Raw genomic sequence first — 23,941 nt, 5'->3', positions numbered from 1 at the left:
AATGCTGGCGGTGCGTTCGACGACCGGATGTCCGGATTGCGATGTTCCTATTTTGTTCAGCCTGCTGAGCAAATTGCAAATGGAGGCGAAGAAATGACGAGCGACGGCATGGACCAGTGGCCCACCGGACGTCTACTGTCCACGGCTGCGCGGCTGGTCGAGCACTCGTGGGAGGCCATCCTCCGGTCGCAGCACATGACCCATGCGGGTCTCATCTGCCTGCACACGATCGCCGACCGGCCGGCCTCGCAGCGGGACATCGCGAAGGCCTCACGGGTGACGGACCAGACCATCAGCCGCACCATCGACCGCCTCGAACGAGCCGGGTACGTCACCCGGGAAACCGACCCGCTCGACGAGCGGCGCAAGCGGGTCGCGATCACCGAGTCGGGGCGCGCGATCTACCGCCACCTGCTGACCCTCGAGAAGGAGGATGCGGCCCTCACCGCCGCGGTCGGCGACGTGGGGCCGCTGCGCGAACAGCTCCTCCTCCTCGTCCGGTCGCTCGGACTTCCGCCCCGGGACGAGACCGAGAACTGATCACACATTCGCCGGCAGGGCGATGACGACCTCCTGCTCGTTTCCCGGCAGATAGTGCACCGTCACCACCCGACCCACCTGGACGTGCCCGACGCTGCGCGGCGGCAGGAACTTCTCGACGCGGGTGGTGAACGTCGTGCCGTCGGGCCGGGTGACCGCGAGCCCGAGTTCGACCTTCGAATTCCCGTTGCGGATCTCGCCGGGCACACTGAGCGACTGCACCACCGCCTGCGCGGGGATGCCGCGCGCCGCGATGTCGAGCTTGCCCGGGGTGGTGATTCCCTGCCGAATCAGGGATCGGTTCAACGCGTCCTGCGCCGTCGACACGTCTCCCGAGCGGTCGATCTCGACCTTGTCGGTGCGGTCCGGAAGGTAGCGGACGGGGAGGACGACACCCGGACGGAGTAGCGCCAACTCCGTCAGGGGCACGATCATCCGGGCGTGTGATTCGAACATCGTGCCGTCGGCGCCCTCGACGCCGAGATCGATCCGCACTTCCGGTTGATCGTTGAGCGTCATGCCCGTCTGACGCACCGACCGCACGGTCCCGATTCCGACCGCTCCGTGCCGGAACGCGGCACTGTTCCGCCCCGTGAACGCTGCCAGCACACTGTCGCCGGTGACGGCGAAACAGACCACGACGATGCTGACCGCGACGATCGGCCAGATCATCTGCGGGCCGACCCACGACAGCGCGTCGATTCCGTAGTTCGTCCGGCCCCGACCGTCGAGGCCGTACCACAGGTAGTAGCCCACCGACCCGGCGAGAAACACCAGGGCGGCGGTACGCACGATCTTCTTCACGATAAGTCCCTTCCGTACCTGAACTGCGTGGAAGAACATGGGGGACGCGCGCGAACTCGACTGCCGCGACTCCGCGCGCGTCCCGGGTGGGCCGGCTCAGCCGCCCACGACGGTCGAGCATGCGAACGTGATGTCGAACTTCGACGAACTCGGCGCGGTCGGGTTGCTCATGTCGGGCGCCCCGACGCCTTCACCGGTGATCGTGTAGGTGTCGCCGTCCTTCACCACTGTCGCGGAGCCGCCGGGCATTCCCTGCCCGAAGCCGAGGGCGTACGGGAGGCCGTTCGACCCGCCCTTGCTGCCCGCGATCCCGACCGCCTGCACGGTGTCGGTGCCGGTGATCGTCGCGGAGACCGCCAGGTCGCCGTACGTCGCGTTGGCGGTGTCCGCCAGCGCCAACGCCAACGTGTCGCCCTGCTTGGCGCAGGTCGCGTCGAAGTCGGCGTCCAGAGCCTTGCCGTCGACCGCGGCCGAGGACGCGCCTGCCGGGCTCGCCACGTCCGAGGCCGCCGGGGACTGTTCGGAACTTCCATCACCGGAGCTGCTGTCACTGGTGTCGCTGCAGCCCGAGACGAGCAGGGCGACAGCGGCCGCCGCCACGATGCCGGCGGTGTAGACGCGCTTCTGAGTCCGAACGATCTTGGTCATGATCCGTCCTTCACATTTCGTGAGGGCGCTCGGCGCCCGTCGTCGATTCGGCTCGCGGACTGGAGCCGATGTGAGAAAGGTAGGAACGTCTCGCGCCCTACCGATCCCAGATTTGTCGGCACGTCGACGCGGCATCCCTGCGGTAACCTGCTCGAATGCGGACGGGATCGAGGAGCTCAGCGGCTGCTCGGCGACCACGCGCCATGGTGCTCGACGAGGTGTGGCGTGAGCTGGATGGCGTCGAACCGCTCAGTGGGCCGGACGGCGGACCGCTGAGCCGCACCGTGAAATTGATCCTCGATCCGCTGGTCATCCGTCCGGTGCAGAACCCGCTGTGTGCCGGTCCGATCGTCACGGCCGACGGTGCCCGGTTGCTCGCTACCCGGGTGCACGCCTCCGCCGACGTGCTCCGCGCCGCCGCTGCCTGGTTCACGCTGCTCAAACGAGTTCGCCGGGCGCTGCGCATCACGGACGGCAACCCCCAGGATCTGTACTTCCAACGGTGTTTCGAACTCGCGACCGGTTATGGCGCACCCGACCCGCTCCGAGACGAATCCGTCGCCGAGGACACGCTCCGCGACATGCACGAATTCGCTGCCGGCCGCACCACGCAGGCGCTGAAGGCCCACGTCACCGATCCGGCGCGGGCCCGGCAACTGAACGCCCTGATCGACGTCGCGTGGGGGCGGCGACCGCTGTCGGGCGCGGCAACCGGCGACCACGCCCACACAATCGACGTGGTCCTGGACGCCTGCCCCGGCGCGCGACTCGAGCGGGACGGTGACGACGGACGGCAGGCACTCGACACCCTGATCGCCGGGCACGCGGGGACTCACCACGGGATTGCGCTCTGGACCACCGAGGTCTCGGCCCACCGGCTCGGCTTGACGGGCCATCCGGTGCCCGGGCCGCCGCGGCTGGGGGCGTCGGCATCGACCTCGACACTCGGACTCCCATTCGACCGGTCCGTCTACGAACGCGTCTTCACGGTTCTCCGCGCGTCGACCGACCGCGCGGAGCTGCCGCCGATCCACGAACTGGTCACCACCGAGATCGCCCGAAGTTGCTCACCCTGGTCGCTTCTCGACGAATCCCTGCGGGTCGCGGCGACGACGGGCGCCGCACTGGCGACCGGTCTGCGTCCGATCGGAACGGCATCCCCTCCTTCGGCTGCGGACACGACCGCCGTCCGGGTGATCAACGGCCGCTGGCAACGGGAGGCGTACGTCCTGCAGGCGCGCCGCCTCACGGTGAGCGCCGACGCCGCGTCGCTGCCCGAAGCGAATCCACTGACGGCCGTCGCCGCCGAACTCCGCGAGCCGTGGCGACCCTACCTCCGCCGTCTGTGGGTCCGACTCCACGGCCGCGACGTACGCGAGTTCTCCGTCCACGAACCCGACGAACTCTGGGACCTCCTCGACGGCGTGGCGCGATCGGTCATCCTCGACCATCGCATGCGGGTCAAGCAGGCGCTCAGCGCAATTCCGCTCGCAGATGCGGCGGATGCTCCCGAATCGAGGGCGAGTTGACTACCGGCACGGTGCGGATCGAGCACACGCCCGACGGGATCTGGATCATCACCCCCGACGACGCACCCAGCGTCCTGGACGACGCCGCGGGTATCGACGTGGCAGTGCTGGAAGTCGTCGGCGGACACCTGTCGTGGAGTGTGCTCGCCGAACACCCGGTCCCGGTCGCGGTGCTCGACGACGTCGCCTCGGCGCAGAACTGGGTGTGGGCCGTGTTCGGCGAGGAGGTGGCGCTCGCCGTGGCGTCCGGGTCCGGGCGCGACGTCACGGTTTCCCCGGCGCGACCTCGGATGGCCGACAGTGCACGGCGACTCGCGTACGCGCACTGGGCGGCGCGGTGGTGGCCCACCTCGACGATCGACGCCGTCCCGCCGCTCGACGAGGGGTTGTTGAACGGCGAGATGGCCACGCTCGTCGCGGAATGCGATCTACTCGTCGACGGGGACGACGCCCACGTACCAACCGGCCCGGCGCCCGCCGACCGCCCCGGACGGGCAGACGACTACGCCCTCGCGGCCGGCACCGCGACCGCGACGCTGCCGAGCACACTCGTCCTGGCGCGGGGTATCACCGGATCCGACTGGCGCCGGTACCCACCCGGACTCGTCGACGCGTCCGAGCGGGCGGTGTCGTGGGAGGTGGTGCGCGCCGCCGGGGACACGACCGTACGGGTGAGTGTCGTTGCGGCACCCGGTCTCTCCGAACCAGTGCCGGAACACGTACGCCCCCGGGCGCTGGTCGGCACCGCATCGGGCACCGTCGATGTCGCGCTGCAGCTGTCGGGGGACGTCTGGTTCGGCGAGTCGGCCGCACCGCAGGGCTCGGAATCTGGGGTGTCCGTGGACGTGCATCTGCCCGGGTTCGGCGTGAACGGTCACGCCGATGGTGGAGGTCCGGAGGTCCGGGAGCGGGTTCGGGCCCTGGTCCGCCGGCGGCTACGCCGGGCTGCGGAGACGGCACCGGACGACGCGCCGGACGCGCCGTTGCTCGCCGAGATAGCGGCGGCCGCCTCGGATTCGGACTTCTGACGTGGGAGATCAGATTGCGCGGGACCTCCTCGCGGCCGGCGCGGCAGCGTACTCCCGCGGAGAGGTCGCCGAGGCACTCCGGACATTCGAGCGGGTCGCCCGCTCGACCACCGGCGACGTTCGGACGAGCGCGATCATCAACGCGGCCAGCATGTCCGACGAACTGGGCGATCATGCGAGGGCCGTCGACCTCTACCGGGAAGCCCTCGCGGTGATGCCGGCCGACGCGATCCGGATGCGTCCCGCCGCGTTGGTCAACCTGTCGCAGGCATTGCAGCACATCGGCGACCTCGACGGCGCGCAGGACGCGCTCGAGCAGGCGCGGGAACTGCTCGCAACGGCCGACGATCGGGGCGACCTGCGGGTCGCGTGCCTGCTGTCACTGACCGCGGTCGCGATGCACCGGCAGCAGTGGGCGGACGCCGCCGACATCGCCACCGAGTCCCTCGACGCGGCAGTGCGTTTCGCCCCAGGGCTGGCCGGACACCCATTGATGAACCTCGCCGCCATCCACTTCGAGACCGGGCGTTTCGATCTCTCCGACGATTTCGCCGGGCAGGCGCTCGACGCGTTCGAGACCGCGGGCGACGTCAACGCGGTCGCCGAAACGCAGCAGAACCTGGGCATCATGCACGCCCGCTCGGGGCGACCCGAAAACGCGGAACCACTGCTGCTGTCGAGCCAGACGTATTTCGAGCGCGCCGGGATCGGCCACCGGGCGGGGATCGGATCGAAGGTGCTGGCGTTTCTCGCCGAAGGCCGGGGCGACACCGAACGCGCGACGGAACTCTATCGCGGCAGCCTCGACTACTTCCGGAGTTCCGGAGCGGTACTCGACGTCGCGGACGTCGAGACTCGCCTCGCCACTGTCGCCTTCGCCGAAGGGCGGTTCGACGAGGGAGAGAGACTGCTCGCTGCCGCGTTCGACACGTACCACGGGCTGGGGCTCGGGCTGCACTGTGCGCAGGTCGACTTCTGGCACGCAGCCTTGCTCGAATCCGCGCTCGCGGCCTCCGGCACCCCCGACAGCGCGGTGCGGGCACGTGCTATCGCGCTCGCGGTGCCCGCGGCGATCGCCATCGACGCCGTGCGGTCCACGCTGCCGAACGGGCGTCAGCGCGAGCAGTGGAACCGTGAGATCGCCGATCCGGCGATGCAATTGGCGTTCCGGCTCGCCTACGCCTCGGGTGACGCGCGCCTGGTGGCCGATCTCGTCGAAACGCAGTGCGCGGGGACGACGGTGGACGTCGGCCGGGCCGGGCACAGCACCCCGGCGCGGCTCCCCCTGCAGTTGCCCGACCTTCCCCCGGCCGGCGCGGCCGGCACCGACGGCTCGTTCCTGCTCGGCGCCGCACTGGCGGGAGTCGCGGCCGGCGCCGGCCTGCCGGTACCGCTTCCGCCGAGGCTGGCCGTGACATCGGAAGGACGGATTGCGCTAGGCACCTCAATCGAAGTCGCCGAGGAACGCTATGGGCGCGAGGTCCGCGACAGCCGGGTGGTGCCTGCGTGGTGACCGGTAGCCGATCGGCGTGCGTTCGGACGGGTTTCTCGTTCGGCGGTGTGAGCGTCGTCGTCGACTGTGACCGGGGAGAAGCGTCGGCGCGCCCAAGCACCGCGCGGTCGCTCGCGTTGGCGGATCGCCCACGCCTCGATCCCACCGCGGTACGCGGGGCCGGTGAAGTCCGCCAGGAAAATATCGCGACGGAATGTCGAGAACCCGCGCGTCGCTCCGTCCCCGAAGTGAACACGGCCACAATGGGCCGCACCACACCAAGGAGAACATGATGGCCAAGTACCTGCTGCTCAAGCATTACCGCGGCGCGCCGGCATCGGTCAACGACGCGCCCATGGACCAGTGGACGCCGGAGGAGATCTCGGCCCACGTGCAGTACATGAACGACTTCGCCGCCCGGCTCGAGGGCACCGGCGAGTTCGTCGACAGTCAGGCACTCTCCCCGGAGGGCACGTTCGTCCGCTACGACGGCGAGGGGCGACCACCCGTCACCGACGGCCCGTTCGCCGAGACCAAGGACCTGATCGCCGGCTGGATGGTGATCGACGTCGAAACCCACCAGCGGGCGCTCGAACTGGCCGGCGAACTGTCCGCGGCCCCGGGCGCGGGTGGGAAACCGATCCACGAGTGGCTCGAGCTGCGTCCCTTCCTGTCCGAGCCGCCCACGGTGACCGAGTGAACGAGTCGCTGCTGCGAGAACTGGTACCCGCGGTGATCGGTGCCCTCGTCCGCCGCGGAGCCGACTTCGCGGCGGCCGAGGACGCTGTGCAGGAAGCCCTGGTCGAGGCTGTGCGCGTGTGGCCGGACGACCCGCCGCGGGACCCCAAAGGCTGGCTGGTCACCGTGGCCTGGCGCAAGTTCCTCGACGCCACCCGCGCCGAGACCTCCCGTCGAAACCGCGAGGTGCTCGTCGAGGCAGAACCCGTACCCGGCCCGGGCGAGGCGGTGGACGACACGCTCCAGCTGTATTTTCTGTGCGCGCACCCGTCCCTGACACCGGCCTCGGCCGTCGCGCTCACGCTGCGCGCCGTCGGCGGCCTGACCACGCGGCAGATCGCGCAGGCCTACCTCGTGCCCGAGTCGACCATGGCCCAGCGGATCAGCAGGGCCAAACGGACCGTCTCGAGCGTCCGGTTCGACCAGCACGGCGACGTCGCCACGGTGCTGCGCGTGCTCTACCTCGTCTTCAACGAGGGCTACTCCGGTGACGTCGATCTCGCCGTCGAGGCGATCCGCCTCACCCGCCAGCTGGCGGCCAAGACCAAGCACGAGGAGGTCGCGGGCCTGCTCGCGCTGATGCTGCTGCACCACGCCCGGCGCCCGGCACGGACCGCCCCCGACGGCAGGCTCGTGCCCCTCGCCGACCAGGACCGCAGCCTGTGGAACACCCGCCTGATATCCGAGGGCGTCGACGTGCTCCAGGCCGCGCTCGCCCGGGACCGGCTGGGGGAGTTCCAAGCCCAGGCGGCCATCGCCGCGCTCCACGCCGACGCCCAGAAGGCAGAGGAGACCGACTGGGTGCAGATCGTCGAGTGGTATGACGAGCTGGTGCGTCTCACCGACAGCCCGGTGGCCCGCCTCAACCGGGCCGTCGCGGTCGGCGAGGCCGACGGTCCGAGGGCCGGTCTCGCCGCCCTTGCGGGGCTCGACCCCTCCCTGCCCCGCCACGCGGCCGTCGCGGCGTACCTACACGAGCGCGACGGTGACCCCGTGACCGCAGCACGGCTCTACGCCGAAGCCGCCCGATCGGCGCACAGCCTCCCCGAACGCGACCACCTCACGCGACAGGCCGCACGGCTCAACGCACAGCTGCGCAGTTGAGCGGCGATCATCAGTGGGCGTCGTGGAAAGCCTGCTCGATTTCGGTGGGGATGCGGCCCCGGGAGGACAGCTCGTATCCCTGCTCGATCGCCCAAGCCCGGACCTTCTTCGTTTCTCCCTGCGGCCGCTTCGTAGCAGTGGGGTCGACCGGCCGGTACTCGACGCCGTCGACGGCGTAACCATTGCAGGACCCACCTCATACAGTCGACCGGGCACAACCGGCCACTCGTTGGACTGCCCGCTGTCTGAATCCGGGCTAGCCCGATTCGGTGAATCGGGGCTCGATCACCAGGGCAATGGTCGCAGCCACGACGCTGCCGCTCAGGACTCCGGCAAGCGCGGTAGCCCACCGCTGTCCAACCGAAGCATCGGTGGAGGTCAGTGCGCTTACCAGCATTGCTGCCGACCCAGCCAATGCCAGGGTGACGGTCGAGCGCAGAAACTGGCTGGCGCCGTTCTGGAATCGCAGAAGCGCCGGGGGGATCAGTACGTTCGAAACAATGAGCAGCGCAATACCGACGTAGAGCAAAGCATTCATTGGTTTCCTCTCACGGGGCGGTGGACGGTGAGGGGCGAGCTCCTAGCTTGCCGAAGACCGGTGCCGTCCACCGACGTGACGGGTAGTCGACGCGTCCTGGTTGCTCAGGCGCATGTGTCCTGGCCTCCTTCCAGAAGTGTCGCTGTGCAAGCGCGCGGATATCGAGATTCCGGCAAGGGCACCGGGAGAGAAGAAGTGGCGCGCGCCGCCACGTCATATATCCGCGGGTCTGCGTTCGGGTTTACTCCCGCCAACTTCACCCACTCTTCCATTGATGCCCCAGGCACAACGCTGGTACTCCCTACCAAAATTTGCCAACTAATTGAGCAAACATCGCCGATGCCCTCATGAAAGGGACATGCGTGAGCTGGGGCAATCAGCGCTCATGTCGTGAAAACATCTGCCCCGCTGTCGTTCCCGAAGTGCCGTTCAACGACATTGCGGCCCTTGCACTTCTCGTCTTCGGGGCCGACAGGCCGACCATCATCGCCGTCCTTGCGGGCAGGTGTGCTTCCGGTCGTCCGCTTCGGCGATGACCGCCTCGATCCCGCGGGCGCAGGTGCGCCGGGGTCCAATGGTTGCTCGTGGCACCGGTCGCGCTCACCGCGTTCATCGCCGAGCAGATCTTATCCGTGATCGATTGTGCTACAACATATTCTCCTGCTGCCGTGCGGACCCTTGATGCGTACCTCGCAGGCCCGGACGGCCGTTCTGGGCGTTCGACGTCAGTTCCGCTATGCCCGGCTGACACGTCTCGTGAAGCTGCTGGGTGCGTCTCGCACGATCCGGCACAGTTGGCGTGCCTCGGACTTGCCCCGACGGATCCGCAAGCCTGTTCGGGCGTTCCCAACTCGGCCACCGCTGATCGGCTACAAACCCTCCATCTCGACGACCCGCAATGCAAGCGCTACATCCAAGCGCAGAATCGGATCCGTCGTGAAAGGCCCGACGATGCTCTCCAACTTACCGATCCGGTAACGCAACGTGTTGTAGTGGAAATGCAGGACGCGTGCAGTCTCGGCGACATTGCAGTTGGTGTCCAGGAGTGCCTGCAGTGTCTGGCGGAGATCGATCGCTTCGTCGGCGTCGCCGGCCAGCGAACCGAGGACCTCGGTGGCGAAGGCTTGGAGTTCAGCGCTGTCGTCGACCAGGGAGAGCAGCCTGTGGACGCCCAGGCCGTCGAAGTGGGCGACAGCACCGTTCCCGTGCATGCGCCGCCCCACCGTCACAGCCTTCCGCGCCTGGTCGTACGCCTGCGGGATGCCGGCCACCGAGTCGATGACGCGACTTACTCCGGTGCAGAACGAATGCCGGCCGCCTCCACGGTCCCCGGTGACAGCAGCGATCAATTCCTCGATCACAGTTTTGGCATCACTGCCGCCCACCGGCATCAACGCCACCACTTCATGACTGAAGCCAACTACCGGTGCGAACCGATCTCTGCGACGGACCACCTGCTGCCAGGCAGCGGTGAACCGCTGTTGCGGCATTCGCCCGGCAACCGGCCGGGGTGTCGGCCGGCCGGCCGTCGCCGGATCGGCGTCCGGGTCGAGTTCGGCGACGACGACCACCATGCGGCGGTTCACGTCCCATTCGAGCTGCGCGCAATGTTCCGTGATCTGGGCGGTCGTCCCTGCCGTGCCGTTGAGAACATCGCGCAGGAAGTCGCCGCGAAATTTGGATTCGACGGCCGACACCGCGAGCTGCTTGGTGACCGCCAACGCGACAACGGTTGCGGCGCGCTCGAGCGCTTGCACGGTGACCGGGCCGAGTCCGCCGTCTGCCACGAAGGCGACGATGAGGCCATGGTCGATGCCGCCGGCGACAACCGGCGCGACGGCGATCTGACCTGCCTCGGTGTCCGGTGCCGGCTGCAGGCCGTGGTGTAGGCGCTCGGTACGAAGCCGGCCGGACGGGTCGAACAGCGGCAACCCGTGCAGCGCCTGCAGGTTGGGAGTCGCACCAGCTGTCGCCTGCACTCGCCCGTCGGGCGTGCAGATGAGGACCGCGGCGTCGAACAGCGCCGCGACCTCGTCCGCAATCTGCGGCAGATCCCCGCCCTCGAGGACGATCTTGGTCAAGGCACGGTGCATGCGGTCCGCAACGTCCAGTGCCCACGCCTGACGATCGACGAGGTGGGTAAACACCTCGGACATCACCTCGTCGAACCCAATCTCCCGCGGGATGAGGAACAGCGGAAACCCGAGACGGTCGGACGCCTCGAGCATAGCGGCGGGAAGCTCGTCGAGGTACCGGCCTTCCTTCACACCGAGTGCGGCCGCGCCGCGCCGGGCGAGACCTTCGATGAGCTCGACCAGCGCGGCGGGGTCGAACGGCTGGCCCGAGTCGGCATGCCGCAGCGGGAATCCGGTGGTGATCAACAGTTCGTTCGGCTTGACCCACGGCAGTATGTCCGGCACCTCGATGACGTTGACCCGCAGGACGATCTGCTCCAGGCCGCCAGCCCCCGCGATCAGCTTCGAGCCGGTCAGGCTAGGCAGGGTCAGCAGCTCCCGAACCGTCAACTCGTACCCGACAGGTGTTGGCAAATCATGTGCCTGTGGTCGCTCTCCGTTGGCAACATCTTCCATATACCAACCGTACGCCGACGACGATACAGCGCCGCGTCACCAGCACGGCTCAGCCCGGGAGGAGCGAGGGCGGAAGCACACGCTCCACCCACTTCGTTGCCTGCTCGTACGCGTGGGCGAGTTGGAGAACGGCCCGGTCTGCGCCGTGTCGTCCAATGATCTGGATTCCCATGGGAAGCCCGCGGTCATCGAAACCGACCGGCATCGCAGCAACCGGAAGACTCGCCATCGTCCACGGTGCGACGGTCTCCATCCACCGGTGATAGGTATCCATCGGCCGGCCCGCGATCGTCGTGGGCCAGTGTGTGGCCTTGTCGAACGGAAACACCTGCGCACTGGGCGCGAGGATGTAGTCATAGGTTTCGAACATCTTCGTGACCGCCGCCTGCCAGTCGTTACGTGCCGCCGCAGCCCTGGTGAGGTCGAGCGCGGAGAGAGCGATTCCGTGCTCCATCTCCCACACGAACTCGGGCTTCATCTGCGCGCGTGTCTGCGGGTCGTTGTAAAGGTCGACCAAGCCGAGTTGCGCCCACCAGCGCCACCTCAGAAACAGCTGCCAAATGTCCTCGGGCTTGTAGTCGGGGAGCACCGCCTCGACGCGGCAACCGATGTTCCCGAACGCCTCGAATGCGGACTCGCACAGTTCGAGGACTCCGGGTTCCGTTGCCAGGTACCCGCCCCAGTCCCCTACCCATGCGATCCGAGTCCCGCTGAAGTCACGGTCAAGGCTCCGGGTGAATATCTCGGGGTCCTCGTCGATGCCCAGCGGGGCGTTGGCGTCGGGACCCGCCATCGTGGACAGCAGGTGCGTCACATCAGCCACCGACCGCCCCATCGGACCGACAACCGCGCCCTGCGCGATGAATCCGGTCTCGGGGATGCGCCCCCACGACGGGCGAAAGCCCACAACATTATTGAAGGCCGGCGGATTGCGCAGGGACCCCATGTAGTCACTACCGTCGGCGACCGGAACCATCCGCAACGCCAGGGCCGCAGCAGCGCCGCCGCTGCTTCCACCGGCGGTGCGGGAGGTGTCGTACGGTGTCGCCGTCGTGCCCCAGACCGGGTTGTACGTTTGCGATCCGAGTCCGAACTCGGGGGTGTTGGTCTTGCCGATGATGATGGCACCGGCTGCCCTGATCCGGGTGACGAACATTTCGTCCGCGTCGGCGATCCGGTCGGCAAAGATCGGCGATCCGGAGCTGAACGGTAGTCCCTTGACCGCGGACAGGTCCTTGACGGCGTGCGGGAACCCGTGCATCCAGCCGAGGTAGTGCCCGTCGGCCAATTGGCGGTCCCGCTCGCGCGCCTCGGCCAGCAACTGGTCCCGGTCACGCAGGGCGACGATGGCGTTGACACTGCGATTGTGCAATTCGATGTGGTCGAGATAGGCGGTCATGACGTCGATGCACGACACCTGGCGACTCTTGATCACACTACTGAGCGTCAGCGCGTCACACATGACGAGCTCTCCGTATTCGCGCGGCGGGAACGAGGGTTCCGTGCGAGGGCCGGAATCGCCGACGGTGACGGGGTCGATGACGTGTGACATGGGTGAACCTCTCCGCGTTTCAATAACGAATACCGGCGAACCGCCGACGTGCATGGACTCCGACCGCAGCATCGTTCACGATCGGCGGTTGGTGTAGTCGAGGTTGGGTCGCGGCCCGGTTGCCGGGCCGCGACGCAACCTCACTCACGGTGTGAGCACGAACTATTGGCCGAGGTCGACGATGGCGGCAACGGGGCCGCCGCCCTCAGGACCCTGGTGTGCTGCCGACACCGACACGAACACCGCCGGGTCCCCCGTCACCGACGACGCGACACCGCCCACGCAGGACTTGATCTGGCGGTGCCAGTGCACATCCGAGTCATCGAGCATCGCGTTGCGGCGGCCGCGGACCGTCCCGTCCTGGCTTGCTTCACACTTGAGGAAGACGTTGACGAGCCGGCCGTCCAGGTCGCTCGTGTGGGGCCGCTCGGGCAGCTCGAGTCCGGCGTCCCGGATCGCCGCCCAGATGCCGTCCTGGTCGAGCGGGTCCTTCATCACGCTGTGCCCGATCCGGTAGCGACCGCCGACACCACGCGCATTGCCGACGACGACGACCTGGGCCCTGTCCAACTCGACCCCCGACGAACAGGATGCCACCGACGAGAAGAGGTCCCGGCGGTGCATGACATCGGCATCGCCGGGCATGTCGATCTCGCCCAGCGCGACGGCAATTCCCAGTGCCGTAACGCCGTTGGACAGGTCCATCGACTCGTGGGTGTGCTCGGTCCACACCGTCTCGCCGCGGCTCTTGGCGTCGCGGATGGTGTGGATCGTCAGCAACGGCGTCTTCGTCTGCACGTAGTGCACGTCGGCCGGGTCGCTGATGCCGGCATTGGCCATCGCCATCTTCACCGCCGCGGCCACCTTCGTGATCATCGGCGTGCGACCGATGTCCTCGGGCAGCAGCTGCTCACTCATCGCGACACCGACGGTCAGCCGCGGCTCGTCGGTCTTCGCCGCCTTCCCGGCTGGCACAGTCGCGAAGATCGTTGCGTGCGGGCTGATCACACCGTCGGTCCCGCCGGACCAGACGATGGGCACCTCGGCGACCTCGTCGGCGCTGCGGCTGCCCTTCGCCGAGAGGACCTCACGAAAGGCTCGGTCCGCGATGATGCGCGTGTAGTCGTTGACACCGCCGTTGCCCTCGGTCTTGCCGATGACAGCGACGACACGGTCCGCGTCGAGCACGCCGTCGTCGATGAGCTTGGCCAGCTCGCCGGCGTCGGAAACGCTGTGCAGCGGAACCTTGCGGACCTCGATTGCGTCAGGCATTGACATCTCCTCTATGTGGGGCGTACGGGGTAGGAAAATCAGGCGGTGACGATCGTTCGGCTGGCGGCGCGTCCATGGTGAACACGGTGCGGGACGTGGCGACCACCCCGCCCGATCCCAACGAATCGGCATGCGGGTCGTGACCTCGGCGACCACCGCCAGAAGTCACCACCGACTGTGCGGATCTGCGGGAACCCGATCAGAACTCTCACGCCGCCCACGCTATGAGGGCGACCACCTGTGGGCACTGGCAATATTTGCCTAAACCAGAGCTGCCATTGGGCAGATCTGACTCGCCATCATCACCGAAGTCTCGTGGCCGCACCTCGCGCACCCCGCCACCCGATCCACAGGCACGGCATGTTCCGGGATTCCAACCGCGGCGACGTAAGCGGCCACACCTGGCGACTGGACCTGCACCGCATCCCCACCGACCCACCACTACTGCAGGTCCTCGCCGACTCCCGCCACTGGGATCCGTGGTTCTCCCCACCGGAAACCGGACCTGACACACGACCTTCCGCGAGACGGGACTCCCGATGGATGCGTACGGGGGACGCCTCCGCTTCCATTCCCTATGAGGGTTTTCGGGGCGGTGGGTGTCACGGTCGTCACACCGCACCTCCGGCGACTACCCCGGGCGGTGCGGGTGGAGTGCCGCACTGACCTGCAATGCTGCAGATTCGGTGACCATTGATAGCCCCACCCAATCTATGGAATAGGTCTCATAGATTGGACCTATTCCAATGTGCTGGATAACCTCGTCGCTGTCGGCTTCCCCGTATCCACGAATAGAGGTTTCAATGGCCCTGATCAACACGCAGATCAAGCCCTTCGCCGCGAACGCCTTCAAGGACGGCGCGTTCATCACCGTGTCCGCGGACGACATCAAGGACAAGTGGGCGGTCTTCTACTTCTACCCGGCCGACTTCACCTTCGTGTGCCCGACGGAACTCGGCGACCTCGCCGACCACCACGAGGAACTGCAGCGCCTCGGCGTCGAGGTCTTCTCGGTGTCCACCGACACGCACTTCACGCACAAGGCATGGCACGGATCTTCCGACACCATCGGCAAGATCAAGTACGCCATGATCGGTGACCCGACCCAGGAGATCAGCAAGAACTTCGAGGTCCTCCGCGAGAACGAGGGACTGGCCGACCGCGGCACCTTCCTCGTCGACCCCGACGGTGTCATCCAGTTCACCGAGGTCACCGCAGAAGGCATCGGGCGCAACGCCGCTGAGCTGGTTCGCAAGGTCAAGGCCGCTCAGTACGTCCGGTCGCACCCGGGCGAGGTCTGCCCGGCCAAGTGGGAAGAGGGCGAAGAGACTCTCGCCCCGTCGCTGGATCTCGTCGGCAAGATCTGACGCAGCGCAGTCGTACCGCAGGCACGGGCTCAGGTTTCCTGAGCCCGTGCGGGCGGTTCCCGGTGCTCAGCTCCCGTGGGGGCAATCGGTGTCGCACCAACACCTTCCGGACCACCTGAACCCAAATTTCCGGTTTCCGATCCCTTGTCCTCCCGATCGATGGAGTAGATCCTCATGCTCGAAGCCTCGCTTGCCGGCCAACTGAAGTCCCTGCTCGAAAAGCTGACCCTGCCGATCGAGCTCGTGTCCTCACTCGACGACGGACCCAAGTCGGTCGAACTCGCCGAACTGCTCACCCAGATCGCGGCGATGTCGGAGAAGATCACCTACGAACGCCGCGACGACGACACGCGACGCCCGTCGTTCGCGGTTCGCCGCAGCGGCACCGACATCGAGGTCCGCTTCGCCGGCATCCCTCTCGGCCACGAGTTCACCTCGCTCGCACTCGCTTTGCTCCAGGTCGGCGGCCACCCGTCGAAGGAGGCCCCCGAACTGCTCGAGCAGGTCCGCGACCTCGACGGCGACTTCCACTTCGAGACCTACTTCTCGCTGTCCTGCCAGAACTGCCCGGACGTGGTGCAGGCGCTGAATCTGATGTGCGTGCTCAATCCGCGCATCAGCCACGTCGCGATCGACGGTGCCCTGTTCCAGGACGAGGTCGACGGCCGCCAGATCATGGCTGTCCCGACGGTCTTTCTCAACGGCGAGCTCTTCGGCTCCGGCCGGATGAGCCTGGAGGAAATCGCCGGCAAGCTCGACGTCGGCGCCGCTGACCGCGCCGCCACCGCGATCGCCCAGAAGGATCCCTTCGACGTGCTCGTCGTCGGAGGCGGCCCGTCCGGCGCCGCGGCCGCGGTGTACGCCGCGCGCAAGGGAATTCGCACCGGAATCGCCGCGCAGCGCTTCGGCGGCCAGGTACTCGACACCATGGCGATCGAGAACTTCATCTCCGTTCCCTACACCGAGGGCCCCCAGTTCGGGTCGGCGCTCGAGAATCACGTCCGTCAGTACGGCGTCGACATCATGAACACGCAGCGGGCCGCGAAGCTCGTGCCGGCAGCCACCGAGAACGGTCTCGTCGAGATCGAACTGGAAAGCGGTGCTTCGCTTCTCGCGCGCACCGTCATCCTGTCGACGGGTGCCCGGTGGCGTTCGATGGACGTGCCCGGCGAGGACACGTACCGGAACAAGGGTGTGACCTACTGCCCGCACTGCGACGGACCGCTGTTCAAGGGCAAGCGCGTCGCCGTGATCGGTGGCGGTAACTCCGGAGTCGAGGCCGCAATCGATCTCGCAGGAATCGTCGAGCACGTCACGCTCGTCGAGTTCGACTCGGAGCTCCGCGCCGACGAGGTGCTGCAGCGCAAGCTGCGCAGCCTCTCGAACGCCGACATCCTCCTGAGCACGCTCACGACGGAGGTCCTCGGGGACGGAAACAAGGTCACCGGCCTGACCTACCAGGACCGCACGACCGACACGTCGCACACACTCGACATCGAGGGTGTCTTCGTCCAGATCGGCCTCCTGCCCAACACCGAGTGGCTGGCCGGGACGGTCGAGTTGTCCGATCGCGGCGAGATCGCAATCGACGACCGCGGCCAGACGTCGGTGCCCGGCGTGTTCGCTGCCGGCGACTGCACGACGGTGCCGTACAAGCAGATCGTCATCGCCGCCGGTGCCGGAGCAACCGCAGCGCTGAGCGCATTCGACCGGCTCATCCGAACGGGTGCACCGGCCGAGGACGCCGCTGCAGCAACGGTCGGCTAGCCGACCCGATTCCGAAAGCCGTGCCTGCATGCAGGCACGGCTTTCGGCGTCGACAGGCCCGGGTGGCCAGCACCCACCCCACCGTTCCGGCGGGTAGGGGATGCTGGGACGGTGCCGACTCACCCATGTTCCCCGCCGACCGCGATCGTGCGGATGGCCGACGCCGGCGACCTGTACACGTCGTGGCGGTGGATCCACGACTCCCACCCCGGCGGTGTCGGCGTCGCACCAGCCGCGCAGGTGGACGCGACCGTCGCCGCGCTGGCCCGGGCGCTGCCCGACCTCACCGATCCGCAGGGTCTGCACCACGCTCTGACGGCGGGCGGTTTCTCCGGTTACGAGTCGGAGCATGATCTGGCCCAGCTCCTTTCACGCACGTTCCTTCCGTTCGGCCTCGCACAGCAATTGCACGAGTTGTTCACCCGCGGCGTGCGCCCCCACCTGCGGATCCAACCGTCGCCCCGCGTCGCGCAGGTGCCGTGGGAACTGATCGCACCCGACGCCGGGCTGCGTCTCGTCGACATCGCCGATGTCAGCCTGCTGGCGCCGCTCAGCATCGTCCACTCACCCGCCCGGCCGGTCCGCACCTGGGCGCACACCCGGCAACTCCCCGTCGTCGCGGTGCTCGACCCGCGGGTGCCGGGCTTCCGTGCGGATTCGGCGCTCGGCTCGGTCCTGGGGCGGATGCCCGCGGACTGTCCGCTGTCGCGGCGGGTCGCGAGCTACGCCGGCGAAGGCCGGCTGCTTCCCGACGTGAACGAACCGACGGATTGCTTCCGCCGCGAGGACGTCGACCGGGAGTGGCTCGGCACGGCGTTGCGTGAGGGTGCGGGCCGGCTGGTGTACGTCGGGCACGTCACCGCGGCGGCACCCGACTCCGGGCAGAGCGAGCACGCCGAACTCCACCTCGCCTGCGCCGCGGACTCCGTCGGGTTCGCGGAGCCGACCCGTGCCCACCGGCCGTTGTCCGCGAAGGACCTCCTGCTGGGAACACACACGCTCACGGCCGAACCGACCCGTGGCGCGGACCTGTGGCCGATCCCGAGCCGGGTGGCGTTGATCGCCTGCGAGAGCGGTGGCGACCTGCGGTTCAGCGAGGCGCTCGGACTGGTCTCCGCGATGATCGCCGGCGGGGCGGAGCTCGTCACCGCCAGTCGCTGGGCGTTGCCCACCGACCTCGCGTTCCAGCGCATCGCCGGGACGGCACCACACGCGCGTCCGCTGCAGGACGCAATCTGCTCGATCGACGCGGCGCACGACGTGCCCGACGCGGTCGGAGCGCTCTGCGACTGGCAACGCGACCGAGTGGCCACGTGGCGGGACGAGCGGACGATCGAGCACTCCCCGGTGCTGTGGGCGGCGTTCGTGACGATCTCCACGTCCTGATCCGAGGCGGCCGTCCGTTCCCCACATCGTGTCGGCCGGTCGTTGTACCGTCGTTCCTGTCGGTTCCGGCACGAAGAAGGAGCATGTCCCATGACCTCTCGTCTCAACCCCTACATCAGCTTCAACGGCGACGCTCGGCAGGCAATGGAGTTCTACAAGGACGTCTTCGGTGGCACTCTCGCGTTGAACACGTTCGGTGAGTACGGTGCGCCGGACGGCGAGGGCGCCGACAAGATCATGCACGCCATGCTCGAGTCGGACAACGGTTTCACTCTGATGGGTGCAGACACCCCGCCCGGGATGGAACACAACCCGGGAACCAACATCGCGGTGAGCCTGAGCGGAGACGACGGCGACCTACTCCGCGGCTACTGGGCCAAGCTCGCTGACGGCGGATCCGTGTCCGTGCCCCTGGAGAAGCAGATGTGGGGAGACGAATTCGGCGCCTGTACAGACAAGTTCGGTATTTCATGGATGGTCAACATCGCCGGCACACCGGGCTGACCGGAGCGCCGGGTAGTCCTCCAGATCGATATCGGTGGCGAAGGCGTCGGTCAGCTTCATCATCAGGCCGAACAGGAACGTGGACTTGAACATCCAGTTGCGCAGCCTGATTCGAGTAGCCGACTTCGGCGCGAGAAACGGGCCGGCGCTGCCCTTCCGGGCGATCCTCGCGTACCTCAGCATCTGCTCGGTGTAGCGTCCGAACGCCACGCGGTGGTCGCCGTCGGCGGCGGCGAGCTCACCCGCCAGGACGTACGCACCGACGAGGGCGAGTCCGGTCCCGAAGCCGCCCAGCGTGTTTCCGTACGCCGCATCGCCGACCAGCGCCACACGGCCGGCGGTGTAGGTGTCGGTCTCGACCCTCGCGATCGAGTCGAGGTGGAAGTCGGGTGCGTCGTCCAGGTGCGCGAGTAGTCCGGGCACGCGCCACCCCGCATCGGCGTACGCGGTGGTCAGCATTCGTTTCTGCTGGGCGGTGTCGCCGCGGTCGTACTCGATCCGGTCGGAGGCGAAGACGAACAATTCCGGAGCCTTCGGTCCACCGACGACGGCCATCCGTCCCGGCTCGTTGTACATCAGTCCCGTCCCGCGTTCCCTGTCCGGCGTGACGTCACTCGCCGAACCCGTGGTCCCGACGACGGCGTAGTAGTACCCGAGGAATCGGACGAACTCGTCTTCCGGCCCGAACCGGTGGCGGCGGACGGCCGAGTGGATGCCGTCGGCCCCGAACACCAGGTCGAACCGGCGTGCGTCCGCTTTCTCGAACGTGACCTCGACGCCCGACTCCGTGTCGACCAGTGCGGTGACGGAATCACCGAAGATGTACTCGCACGAGTCCGCGGTGCGTCGGTAGAGGATCTCGGTGAGATCGCCCCGCAGGATCTCGACGTCGCCGCCGACGAATTCGCCCGGGATGGTCGCCAAGTGCTTGTCGCGTTCGTCGACGATCAGGAGGTCGGTCTTTCCGGTCTGCCTGCCCCGCACGTCCTCGAGAATTCCCATCCTCTCCAACACTTTTCGGTGAACCTCCCCCTTGAAGTCGACGGCCTGGCCGCCGAGCCGAAGGTCCGGTGCCCGTTCGACGACGGTGACGGCGTATCCGCACCGGCTGAGCCAGAACGCCAGAGCAGGCCCGGCGATGCTTGCACCCGAGATCAGGACGGTTCTGTTCGGCATGGAAGCCTCCACGAAGTAATTGTGTCTGATGGATACAATTCAGTGTATGGTAGACACTATTCCGGATCAAGAGTCGTCCGGAGGAGTGCAGATGGTCACCCAGCCCCGTACCGCCGAGCTGCTGTGGGGATCGTCGGAGCGGCCGAAGCGGGGACCGAAACCTGCGTTGAGCCTCGAGCAGATCGTCGCCACCGCGATCTCGATGGCGGACGCCGAGGGCCTCGCGACGCTGTCGATGCAACGCCTCGCGGAGGACCTCGGGTTCACCAAGATGTCCCTCTACCGCTACACCCCCGGCAAGGCCGAGTTGACCGCCCTCATGCTCGATGCCGCTCTCGGACCCGCGCCCGACCTGTCCGAGATCGACGGCGGCTGGCGCGCCGCACTCCACGAGTGGGCTCTCCGGATGTGGGCGGGCCTCCGGCGGCATCCGTGGGTGGTGGACGTCGCGGTCGGTCCGCGAGTGTTGGGCCCGAACGAACTGGACTGGCTCGAAACCGGCCTCGAGGCACTGCGCGACACGGCACTCACCGGTGGGGAACGCCTGGACGCGGTGGTCCTGATCACCGGCCACGTGCGCAGCCTCGCCCAGCAGGCGACGGCACCCGGCGCCGAAACCGACACACCCGAGCAGTCCCTGAACGCGATCATGACGGGGATCCTCGCCGACCACGCCGACCGCTACCCCCAGGTGACGGCCGCGTTCGCGTCGGCCAGTTCCACTTCCGGGCAGGATGACGCGCTGGAGTTCGGCCTGGCCCGGATCTTCGACGGTCTCGCCGCCCTCGTCGCGGCCCGCGCCGACTAGCAGGGCACGGGGCCCTCAGCTCGCCTGCGGTTTCAGGTCGCCGTAGTAGGTGTGCGCCTTGCCCGCGAGAAGCCACAGAGGCGCCGACGCGTCGTCGTCGGACAGGTAGCCCTTGTCACGACCGTCCGCCAGGTACTGGGAGCGCACCCATTCCTCCATCGCCTCGTTCGACTGGTCGGGCAGTCCGTAGATCTGCGCGACGGCGCGGTGGAGTTGGTCGTCGTCGACGGTCATGCCCTGTGGCTGCTTTCGCAGGTTCAGCGCCTTGTCCGTCTCCCCCGCTCGATGCAGGTGAACGATGTGGAAGGCCATTTCGCACACGAACGGCTGGTTTCGATTCACGATGCTCCTCTCCGTTCGTCACCCTCGATCGTCCCGCCCGAGTTCGTCCGGCGCCAGTGCGAGCTATCGCCCGGTCCGCGCTCCCCGCCCGTGCTTGCGGTGTTCGGAGCCGAATGACGCGTTGCCACGACGGATCTCGGTGGTGCTCGTGTGACGCCGGCGGCGAATCAACGCGCGCAGTGTGGCCGCGTTCTGGTAGCCCACAGCGGACGCGATCGTGTCGACGCTCTGCGGCGTCGTGCGCAGCAGGAATGTCGCCTGGTCGAGTCGGATCTCCTGAACGAACTCCACCGGCGACATACCCAGCACTGCGGCGGTGGTGCGTTGCAGCGTTCGTTCACTCACCCCGATCGCGTGTGCGACCGCGTTGATCGGCAACGGCTCCGAGAGGTGGTCGCGAATCCACCGTTCGAAGGCGGTCATCGTCGTATCGGCGGTGGCGAGCAGGGACGGCACCGCGAAGATCGCCTGTGAGGGCCGATCGCCGATCAGGAGGTACCGCGCGACGAGATCTGCCAGCGCCGGGCTGTGCTGCTGGACGATCGCCAGCGCGAGATCGATGTGCGCGAACGCCGCCCCGGCCGTCGTCACCCGGTCGTCGTGGATGAGGGTGCGCCGCTCGTCGAGGTCGACGCGGGCATAACGGGCGCGGAACGCCGGCCCGAGCCACCAACTCGTCGTCGCGGTCAATCCGTCGAGCACCCCGGCCTCGGCGAGGAAGAACGTGCCGCTGCACGCCGCGGCGAGGGCGGCGCCGGAACTGCGACCCTCCGCGACCCAGTCGAGGGCGGGATGCCCGCGCACCACGTCGACGATCCGATCCGGCGTCTTCACCCCGACGGCTGGCATGACGAGGACGTCGGGAGGGTCGGTGATCTCCGTCAGCGGGGTGGTGGCCAGCACGAGTCCGTGACCGGTGCGGACCGACGGTCCGACAGCGACGGGAATGACGGTGAACGCCTGGTCGCCCGCCTCCGCGTTCTCGCGCAGGGCATCGGCCGTCGCCAGGACGTCGAGTATGACGCTCAGACCCGAATCGAACATGCCGTCCACGGCGAGCACCGCGACTCTCATGACGGAAACGGTAACAAAGGTGGCGCTTCCGCCGCCCCGTGTGCCGCTCGACGCCCATAGCGTCAGGGTTGAACGAAGTCGGACATCGACCGAAGAGGAGACATCATGACGATCGACAGAGGAATCCTAGCACTGCTCGAGGCAAAGCCGGGCAAGGGCGGAGAACTGGCCGCGTTCCTGGAGCAGGGGCGCGCCCTGGCGGCGGAAGAACAAGGCACCGTCACCTGGTACGCGTTCAAAGTCAGCGACACGACGTACGGCATCTTCGACACGTTCGAGAACGAGGAAGGCAGGCAGGCGCACCTGACCGGAGCCATCCCCCAGGCACTGGGCACGGTCGGCCCCGAACTACTCGCCAAGGACCCCGACATTCGCCCCGTCGACGTCATCGCCCTCAAGTAGGGCCGCTCCCCGTCGAGCACGGTTTACCTTGATCCCCCGTCGGGCACCCGAACACGGACATAGACCGACGAGAGGTTTGGTTCCCAGTGCGAGCAGTCACGTGGCAAGGCAAACGAAAGGTCAGCGTCGATACCGTCGCCGATCCGAAGATCGAACACCCGACCGACGCCATCATCAGGGTCACGACCACGAACATCTGCGGTTCCGATCTGCACCTGTACGAAACTCTCGGTCCGTTCATGGGACAGGGGGACATTCTGGGCCACGAACCGATGGGGATCGTCGAAGAAGTCGGGGCGGAGGCGGGCAACCTGAAGGTCGGCGACCGCGTGGTGATCCCGTTCCAGATCTCGTGCGGCGACTGTTTCATGTGCAACATGCAGCTGTACACGCAGTGTGAGACGACGCAGGTTCGCGAGCAGGGCATGGGGGCGGCGTTGTTCGGTTTCTCCAAGCTCTACGGCGAGGTGCCGGGAGGACAAGCCGAGTACCTGCGCGTCCCGCAGGCCCAGTTCACCCACATCACAGTTCCCGAGGGCCCGCCGGATTCCCGCTTCGTCTATCTCTCCGACGTGCTGCCGACGGCGTGGCAGTCGGTCGAGTACGCCGCCATCCCCGAGGGCGGGTCGGTGACCGTGCTCGGCCTCGGCCCGATCGGAGACATGGCGGCGCGCATCGCCCACCACAAGGGTGCACGAGTCATCGCGGTCGACAACGTTCCCGAACGCCTTGCTCGCGCCAAGGCCCGGGGCATCGAAACCCTGGACCTGGACGAGCACGGCGGCGATCTCGCCGACGTCATCCGCGATGCGACCGACGGTCGCGGCACCGACTCCGTGATCGACGCGGTCGGCATGGAGGCGCACGGTTCACCGATCGGCAAGCTCGCCCAGCAGATCGTCGGGTACCTTCCCGATGCGGTCGCAGCGCCGCTCATGCAGAAGGCGGGTGTCGACCGTCTCGGCGCGCTGTATTCGGCGATCGACATCGTCCGCCGCGGAGGAACCATTTCCATCATCGGCGTCTACGGCGGCATGGCCGACCCGATTCCCATGCTCACCTTGTTCGACAAGCAGATTCAGCTGCGCATGGGCCAGGCCAACATCAAGAAGTGGGTCGACGACATCATGCCGCTGCTCGGCGACGACGACCCGCTCGGCGTCGACACCTTCGCCACCCACGAACTCCCCCTCGAACAGGCACCCCACGCCTACGAGATCTTCCAGAAGAAGCAGGACGGGGCGGTCAAGATCCAGCTCAAACCCTGAACAACGCAGGC

The 23,941-nt window shown here is 67.6% G+C and carries 22 protein-coding genes and 1 pseudogene; 13 read left to right on the top strand and 10 right to left on the bottom strand.

The genetic code is table 11. From position 1 onward, the window contains the following. Positions 1-93 precede the first annotated feature (93 nt). Positions 94-540: a MarR family winged helix-turn-helix transcriptional regulator gene (locus WKC72_RS06775; RefSeq protein WP_128640804.1), complete on the top strand. Its 447-nt coding sequence runs from the start codon at positions 94-96 to the stop codon at positions 538-540. On the opposite strand, the gene WKC72_RS06770 is transcribed toward WKC72_RS06775, so the two are convergent. Both WKC72_RS06770 and WKC72_RS06765 read right to left on the bottom strand, forming a co-directional pair. Continuing rightward, positions 541-1,344, bottom strand: coding sequence for a hypothetical protein (locus tag WKC72_RS06770; protein ID WP_128642291.1), 804 nt, complete (start codon positions 1,342-1,344; stop codon positions 541-543). Positions 1,345-1,440: 96 nt separating this feature from the next. Then, the gene (locus WKC72_RS06765; RefSeq protein ID WP_370182114.1) at positions 1,441-1,992 is read right to left on the bottom strand and encodes a lipoprotein LpqH; all 552 of its coding nucleotides are present in this window, start codon (positions 1,990-1,992) and stop codon (positions 1,441-1,443) included. Positions 1,993-2,195: 203 nt separating this feature from the next. On the opposite strand from WKC72_RS06765, the gene WKC72_RS06760 reads away from it, so the two are divergent. The 5 genes from WKC72_RS06760 (at position 2,196) to WKC72_RS06740 (ending at position 7,883) form a co-directional block, all read left to right on the top strand. Then, entirely contained in the window at positions 2,196-3,521 is a 1,326-nt protein-coding gene (locus WKC72_RS06760) for a hypothetical protein (protein WP_370182113.1), read from the top strand. Then, positions 3,518-4,549: a hypothetical protein gene (locus tag WKC72_RS06755; RefSeq protein WP_370182112.1), complete on the top strand. Its 1,032-nt coding sequence runs from the start codon at positions 3,518-3,520 to the stop codon at positions 4,547-4,549. The genes WKC72_RS06760 and WKC72_RS06755 overlap by 4 nt, the downstream gene beginning before the upstream one ends. Before the next feature lie 13 nt (positions 4,550-4,562). Continuing rightward, positions 4,563-6,062, top strand: coding sequence for a tetratricopeptide repeat protein (locus WKC72_RS06750; protein ID WP_370184276.1), 1,500 nt, complete (start codon positions 4,563-4,565; stop codon positions 6,060-6,062). A 271-nt stretch (positions 6,063-6,333) separates the two neighbouring features. After that, positions 6,334-6,741: a YciI family protein gene (locus WKC72_RS06745; protein ID WP_128640801.1), complete on the top strand. Its 408-nt coding sequence runs from the start codon at positions 6,334-6,336 to the stop codon at positions 6,739-6,741. Continuing rightward, the gene (locus WKC72_RS06740) at positions 6,738-7,883 is read left to right on the top strand and encodes an RNA polymerase sigma factor (RefSeq protein WP_268789052.1); all 1,146 of its coding nucleotides are present in this window, start codon (positions 6,738-6,740) and stop codon (positions 7,881-7,883) included. The genes WKC72_RS06745 and WKC72_RS06740 overlap by 4 nt, the downstream gene beginning before the upstream one ends. Positions 7,884-7,893: 10 nt before the next feature. Here the strand turns inward: WKC72_RS06740 and WKC72_RS06735 are convergent. The 5 genes and pseudogenes from WKC72_RS06735 to WKC72_RS06715 all read right to left on the bottom strand — a co-directional run. Continuing rightward, positions 7,894-8,037: pseudogene (locus WKC72_RS06735) on the bottom strand (histone-like nucleoid-structuring protein Lsr2); the annotation flags it as partial. 102 nt (positions 8,038-8,139) lie between these two features. After that, the gene (locus WKC72_RS06730; RefSeq protein ID WP_370182111.1) at positions 8,140-8,421 is read right to left on the bottom strand and encodes a hypothetical protein; all 282 of its coding nucleotides are present in this window, start codon (positions 8,419-8,421) and stop codon (positions 8,140-8,142) included. An 869-nt stretch (positions 8,422-9,290) separates the two neighbouring features. After that, complete coding sequence (locus WKC72_RS06725) at positions 9,291-10,970, bottom strand: PucR family transcriptional regulator (protein ID WP_370182110.1); 1,680 nt, start codon at positions 10,968-10,970, stop codon at positions 9,291-9,293. Positions 10,971-11,061: 91 nt separating this feature from the next. Continuing rightward, positions 11,062-12,564: an amidase gene (locus WKC72_RS06720; protein WP_370182109.1), complete on the bottom strand. Its 1,503-nt coding sequence runs from the start codon at positions 12,562-12,564 to the stop codon at positions 11,062-11,064. A gap of 162 nt (positions 12,565-12,726) precedes the next feature. Next, a complete protein-coding gene (locus WKC72_RS06715) occupies positions 12,727-13,836 on the bottom strand; it encodes a ring-opening amidohydrolase (protein ID WP_268789048.1) in 1,110 nt (369 codons plus the stop codon). 803 nt (positions 13,837-14,639) lie between these two features. Here WKC72_RS06715 and ahpC point away from each other — a divergent pair. The 4 genes from ahpC (at position 14,640) to WKC72_RS06695 (ending at position 18,860) form a co-directional block, all read left to right on the top strand. Then, positions 14,640-15,203 (top strand): alkyl hydroperoxide reductase subunit C, encoded by a 564-nt coding sequence (gene ahpC / locus WKC72_RS06710; protein ID WP_005250059.1) that lies wholly within the window; start codon positions 14,640-14,642, stop codon positions 15,201-15,203. A 174-nt stretch (positions 15,204-15,377) separates the two neighbouring features. Then, positions 15,378-16,970 carry an alkyl hydroperoxide reductase subunit F gene (gene ahpF, locus WKC72_RS06705; RefSeq protein ID WP_370182108.1) on the top strand — a complete coding sequence of 531 codons (1,593 nt, stop codon included), beginning with the start codon at positions 15,378-15,380 and terminating at the stop codon, positions 16,968-16,970. Between the two features lie 111 nt (positions 16,971-17,081). Beyond that, a complete protein-coding gene (locus WKC72_RS06700; protein ID WP_370182107.1) occupies positions 17,082-18,356 on the top strand; it encodes a CHAT domain-containing protein in 1,275 nt (424 codons plus the stop codon). 90 nt (positions 18,357-18,446) lie between these two features. After that, a complete protein-coding gene (locus WKC72_RS06695) occupies positions 18,447-18,860 on the top strand; it encodes a VOC family protein (RefSeq protein WP_128640792.1) in 414 nt (137 codons plus the stop codon). On the opposite strand, the gene WKC72_RS06690 is transcribed toward WKC72_RS06695, so the two are convergent. Further along, positions 18,825-20,036, bottom strand: coding sequence for an FAD-dependent monooxygenase (locus tag WKC72_RS06690; protein ID WP_370182106.1), 1,212 nt, complete (start codon positions 20,034-20,036; stop codon positions 18,825-18,827). The genes WKC72_RS06695 and WKC72_RS06690 overlap by 36 nt on opposite strands. Before the next feature lie 91 nt (positions 20,037-20,127). Here WKC72_RS06690 and WKC72_RS06685 point away from each other — a divergent pair, with 91 nt between their 5' ends. Further along, positions 20,128-20,844 (top strand): TetR/AcrR family transcriptional regulator, encoded by a 717-nt coding sequence (locus WKC72_RS06685; protein ID WP_128640790.1) that lies wholly within the window; start codon positions 20,128-20,130, stop codon positions 20,842-20,844. 15 nt (positions 20,845-20,859) lie between these two features. Here the strand turns inward: WKC72_RS06685 and WKC72_RS06680 are convergent, their stop codons facing one another. Then, positions 20,860-21,186, bottom strand: a complete 327-nt coding sequence (locus WKC72_RS06680) for a hypothetical protein (RefSeq protein ID WP_037242643.1) — start codon at positions 21,184-21,186, stop codon at positions 20,860-20,862. A 63-nt stretch (positions 21,187-21,249) separates the two neighbouring features. Beyond that, positions 21,250-22,260 carry a GlxA family transcriptional regulator gene (locus WKC72_RS06675; protein ID WP_370182105.1) on the bottom strand — a complete coding sequence of 337 codons (1,011 nt, stop codon included), beginning with the start codon at positions 22,258-22,260 and terminating at the stop codon, positions 21,250-21,252. A gap of 105 nt (positions 22,261-22,365) precedes the next feature. Here WKC72_RS06675 and WKC72_RS06670 point away from each other — a divergent pair, with 105 nt between their 5' ends. Further along, positions 22,366-22,662 carry a putative quinol monooxygenase gene (locus WKC72_RS06670; RefSeq protein WP_128640787.1) on the top strand — a complete coding sequence of 99 codons (297 nt, stop codon included), beginning with the start codon at positions 22,366-22,368 and terminating at the stop codon, positions 22,660-22,662. An 86-nt stretch (positions 22,663-22,748) separates the two neighbouring features. Beyond that, positions 22,749-23,930: a zinc-dependent alcohol dehydrogenase gene (locus tag WKC72_RS06665; protein ID WP_268789045.1), complete on the top strand. Its 1,182-nt coding sequence runs from the start codon at positions 22,749-22,751 to the stop codon at positions 23,928-23,930. Positions 23,931-23,941: the final 11 nt, after the last annotated feature.

It is taken from the genome of Rhodococcus wratislaviensis (assembly GCF_041228765.1).
GTDB classification, from domain to species: Bacteria; Actinomycetota; Actinomycetes; order Mycobacteriales; family Mycobacteriaceae; genus Rhodococcus_F; species Rhodococcus_F wratislaviensis.
This window is presented reverse-complemented; position numbering and strand designations above follow the sequence as displayed.

Bases quoted from the DNA above. Each gene is read 5' to 3' on its own strand.
- WKC72_RS06685 (WP_128640790.1), top strand. From the start codon at position 20,128: ATGGTCACCCAGCCCCGTACCGCCGAGCTGCTGTGGGGATCGTCGGAG.
- WKC72_RS06745 (WP_128640801.1), top strand. From the start codon at position 6,334: ATGGCCAAGTACCTGCTGCTCAAGCATTACCGCGGCGCGCCGGCATCG.
- WKC72_RS06765 (WP_370182114.1), bottom strand. From the start codon at position 1,992: ATGACCAAGATCGTTCGGACTCAGAAGCGCGTCTACACCGCCGGCATC.
- WKC72_RS06690 (WP_370182106.1), bottom strand. From the start codon at position 20,036: ATGCCGAACAGAACCGTCCTGATCTCGGGTGCAAGCATCGCCGGGCCT.
- WKC72_RS06675 (WP_370182105.1), bottom strand. From the start codon at position 22,260: ATGAGAGTCGCGGTGCTCGCCGTGGACGGCATGTTCGATTCGGGTCTG.
- WKC72_RS06730 (WP_370182111.1), bottom strand. From the start codon at position 8,421: ATGAATGCTTTGCTCTACGTCGGTATTGCGCTGCTCATTGTTTCGAAC.
- ahpC (WP_005250059.1), top strand. From the start codon at position 14,640: ATGGCCCTGATCAACACGCAGATCAAGCCCTTCGCCGCGAACGCCTTC.
- WKC72_RS06720 (WP_370182109.1), bottom strand. From the start codon at position 12,564: ATGTCACACGTCATCGACCCCGTCACCGTCGGCGATTCCGGCCCTCGC.
- WKC72_RS06760 (WP_370182113.1), top strand. From the start codon at position 2,196: ATGGTGCTCGACGAGGTGTGGCGTGAGCTGGATGGCGTCGAACCGCTC.
- WKC72_RS06715 (WP_268789048.1), bottom strand. From the start codon at position 13,836: ATGCCTGACGCAATCGAGGTCCGCAAGGTTCCGCTGCACAGCGTTTCC.
- WKC72_RS06775 (WP_128640804.1), top strand. From the start codon at position 94: ATGACGAGCGACGGCATGGACCAGTGGCCCACCGGACGTCTACTGTCC.
- WKC72_RS06695 (WP_128640792.1), top strand. From the start codon at position 18,447: ATGACCTCTCGTCTCAACCCCTACATCAGCTTCAACGGCGACGCTCGG.
- ahpF (WP_370182108.1), top strand. From the start codon at position 15,378: ATGCTCGAAGCCTCGCTTGCCGGCCAACTGAAGTCCCTGCTCGAAAAG.
- WKC72_RS06670 (WP_128640787.1), top strand. From the start codon at position 22,366: ATGACGATCGACAGAGGAATCCTAGCACTGCTCGAGGCAAAGCCGGGC.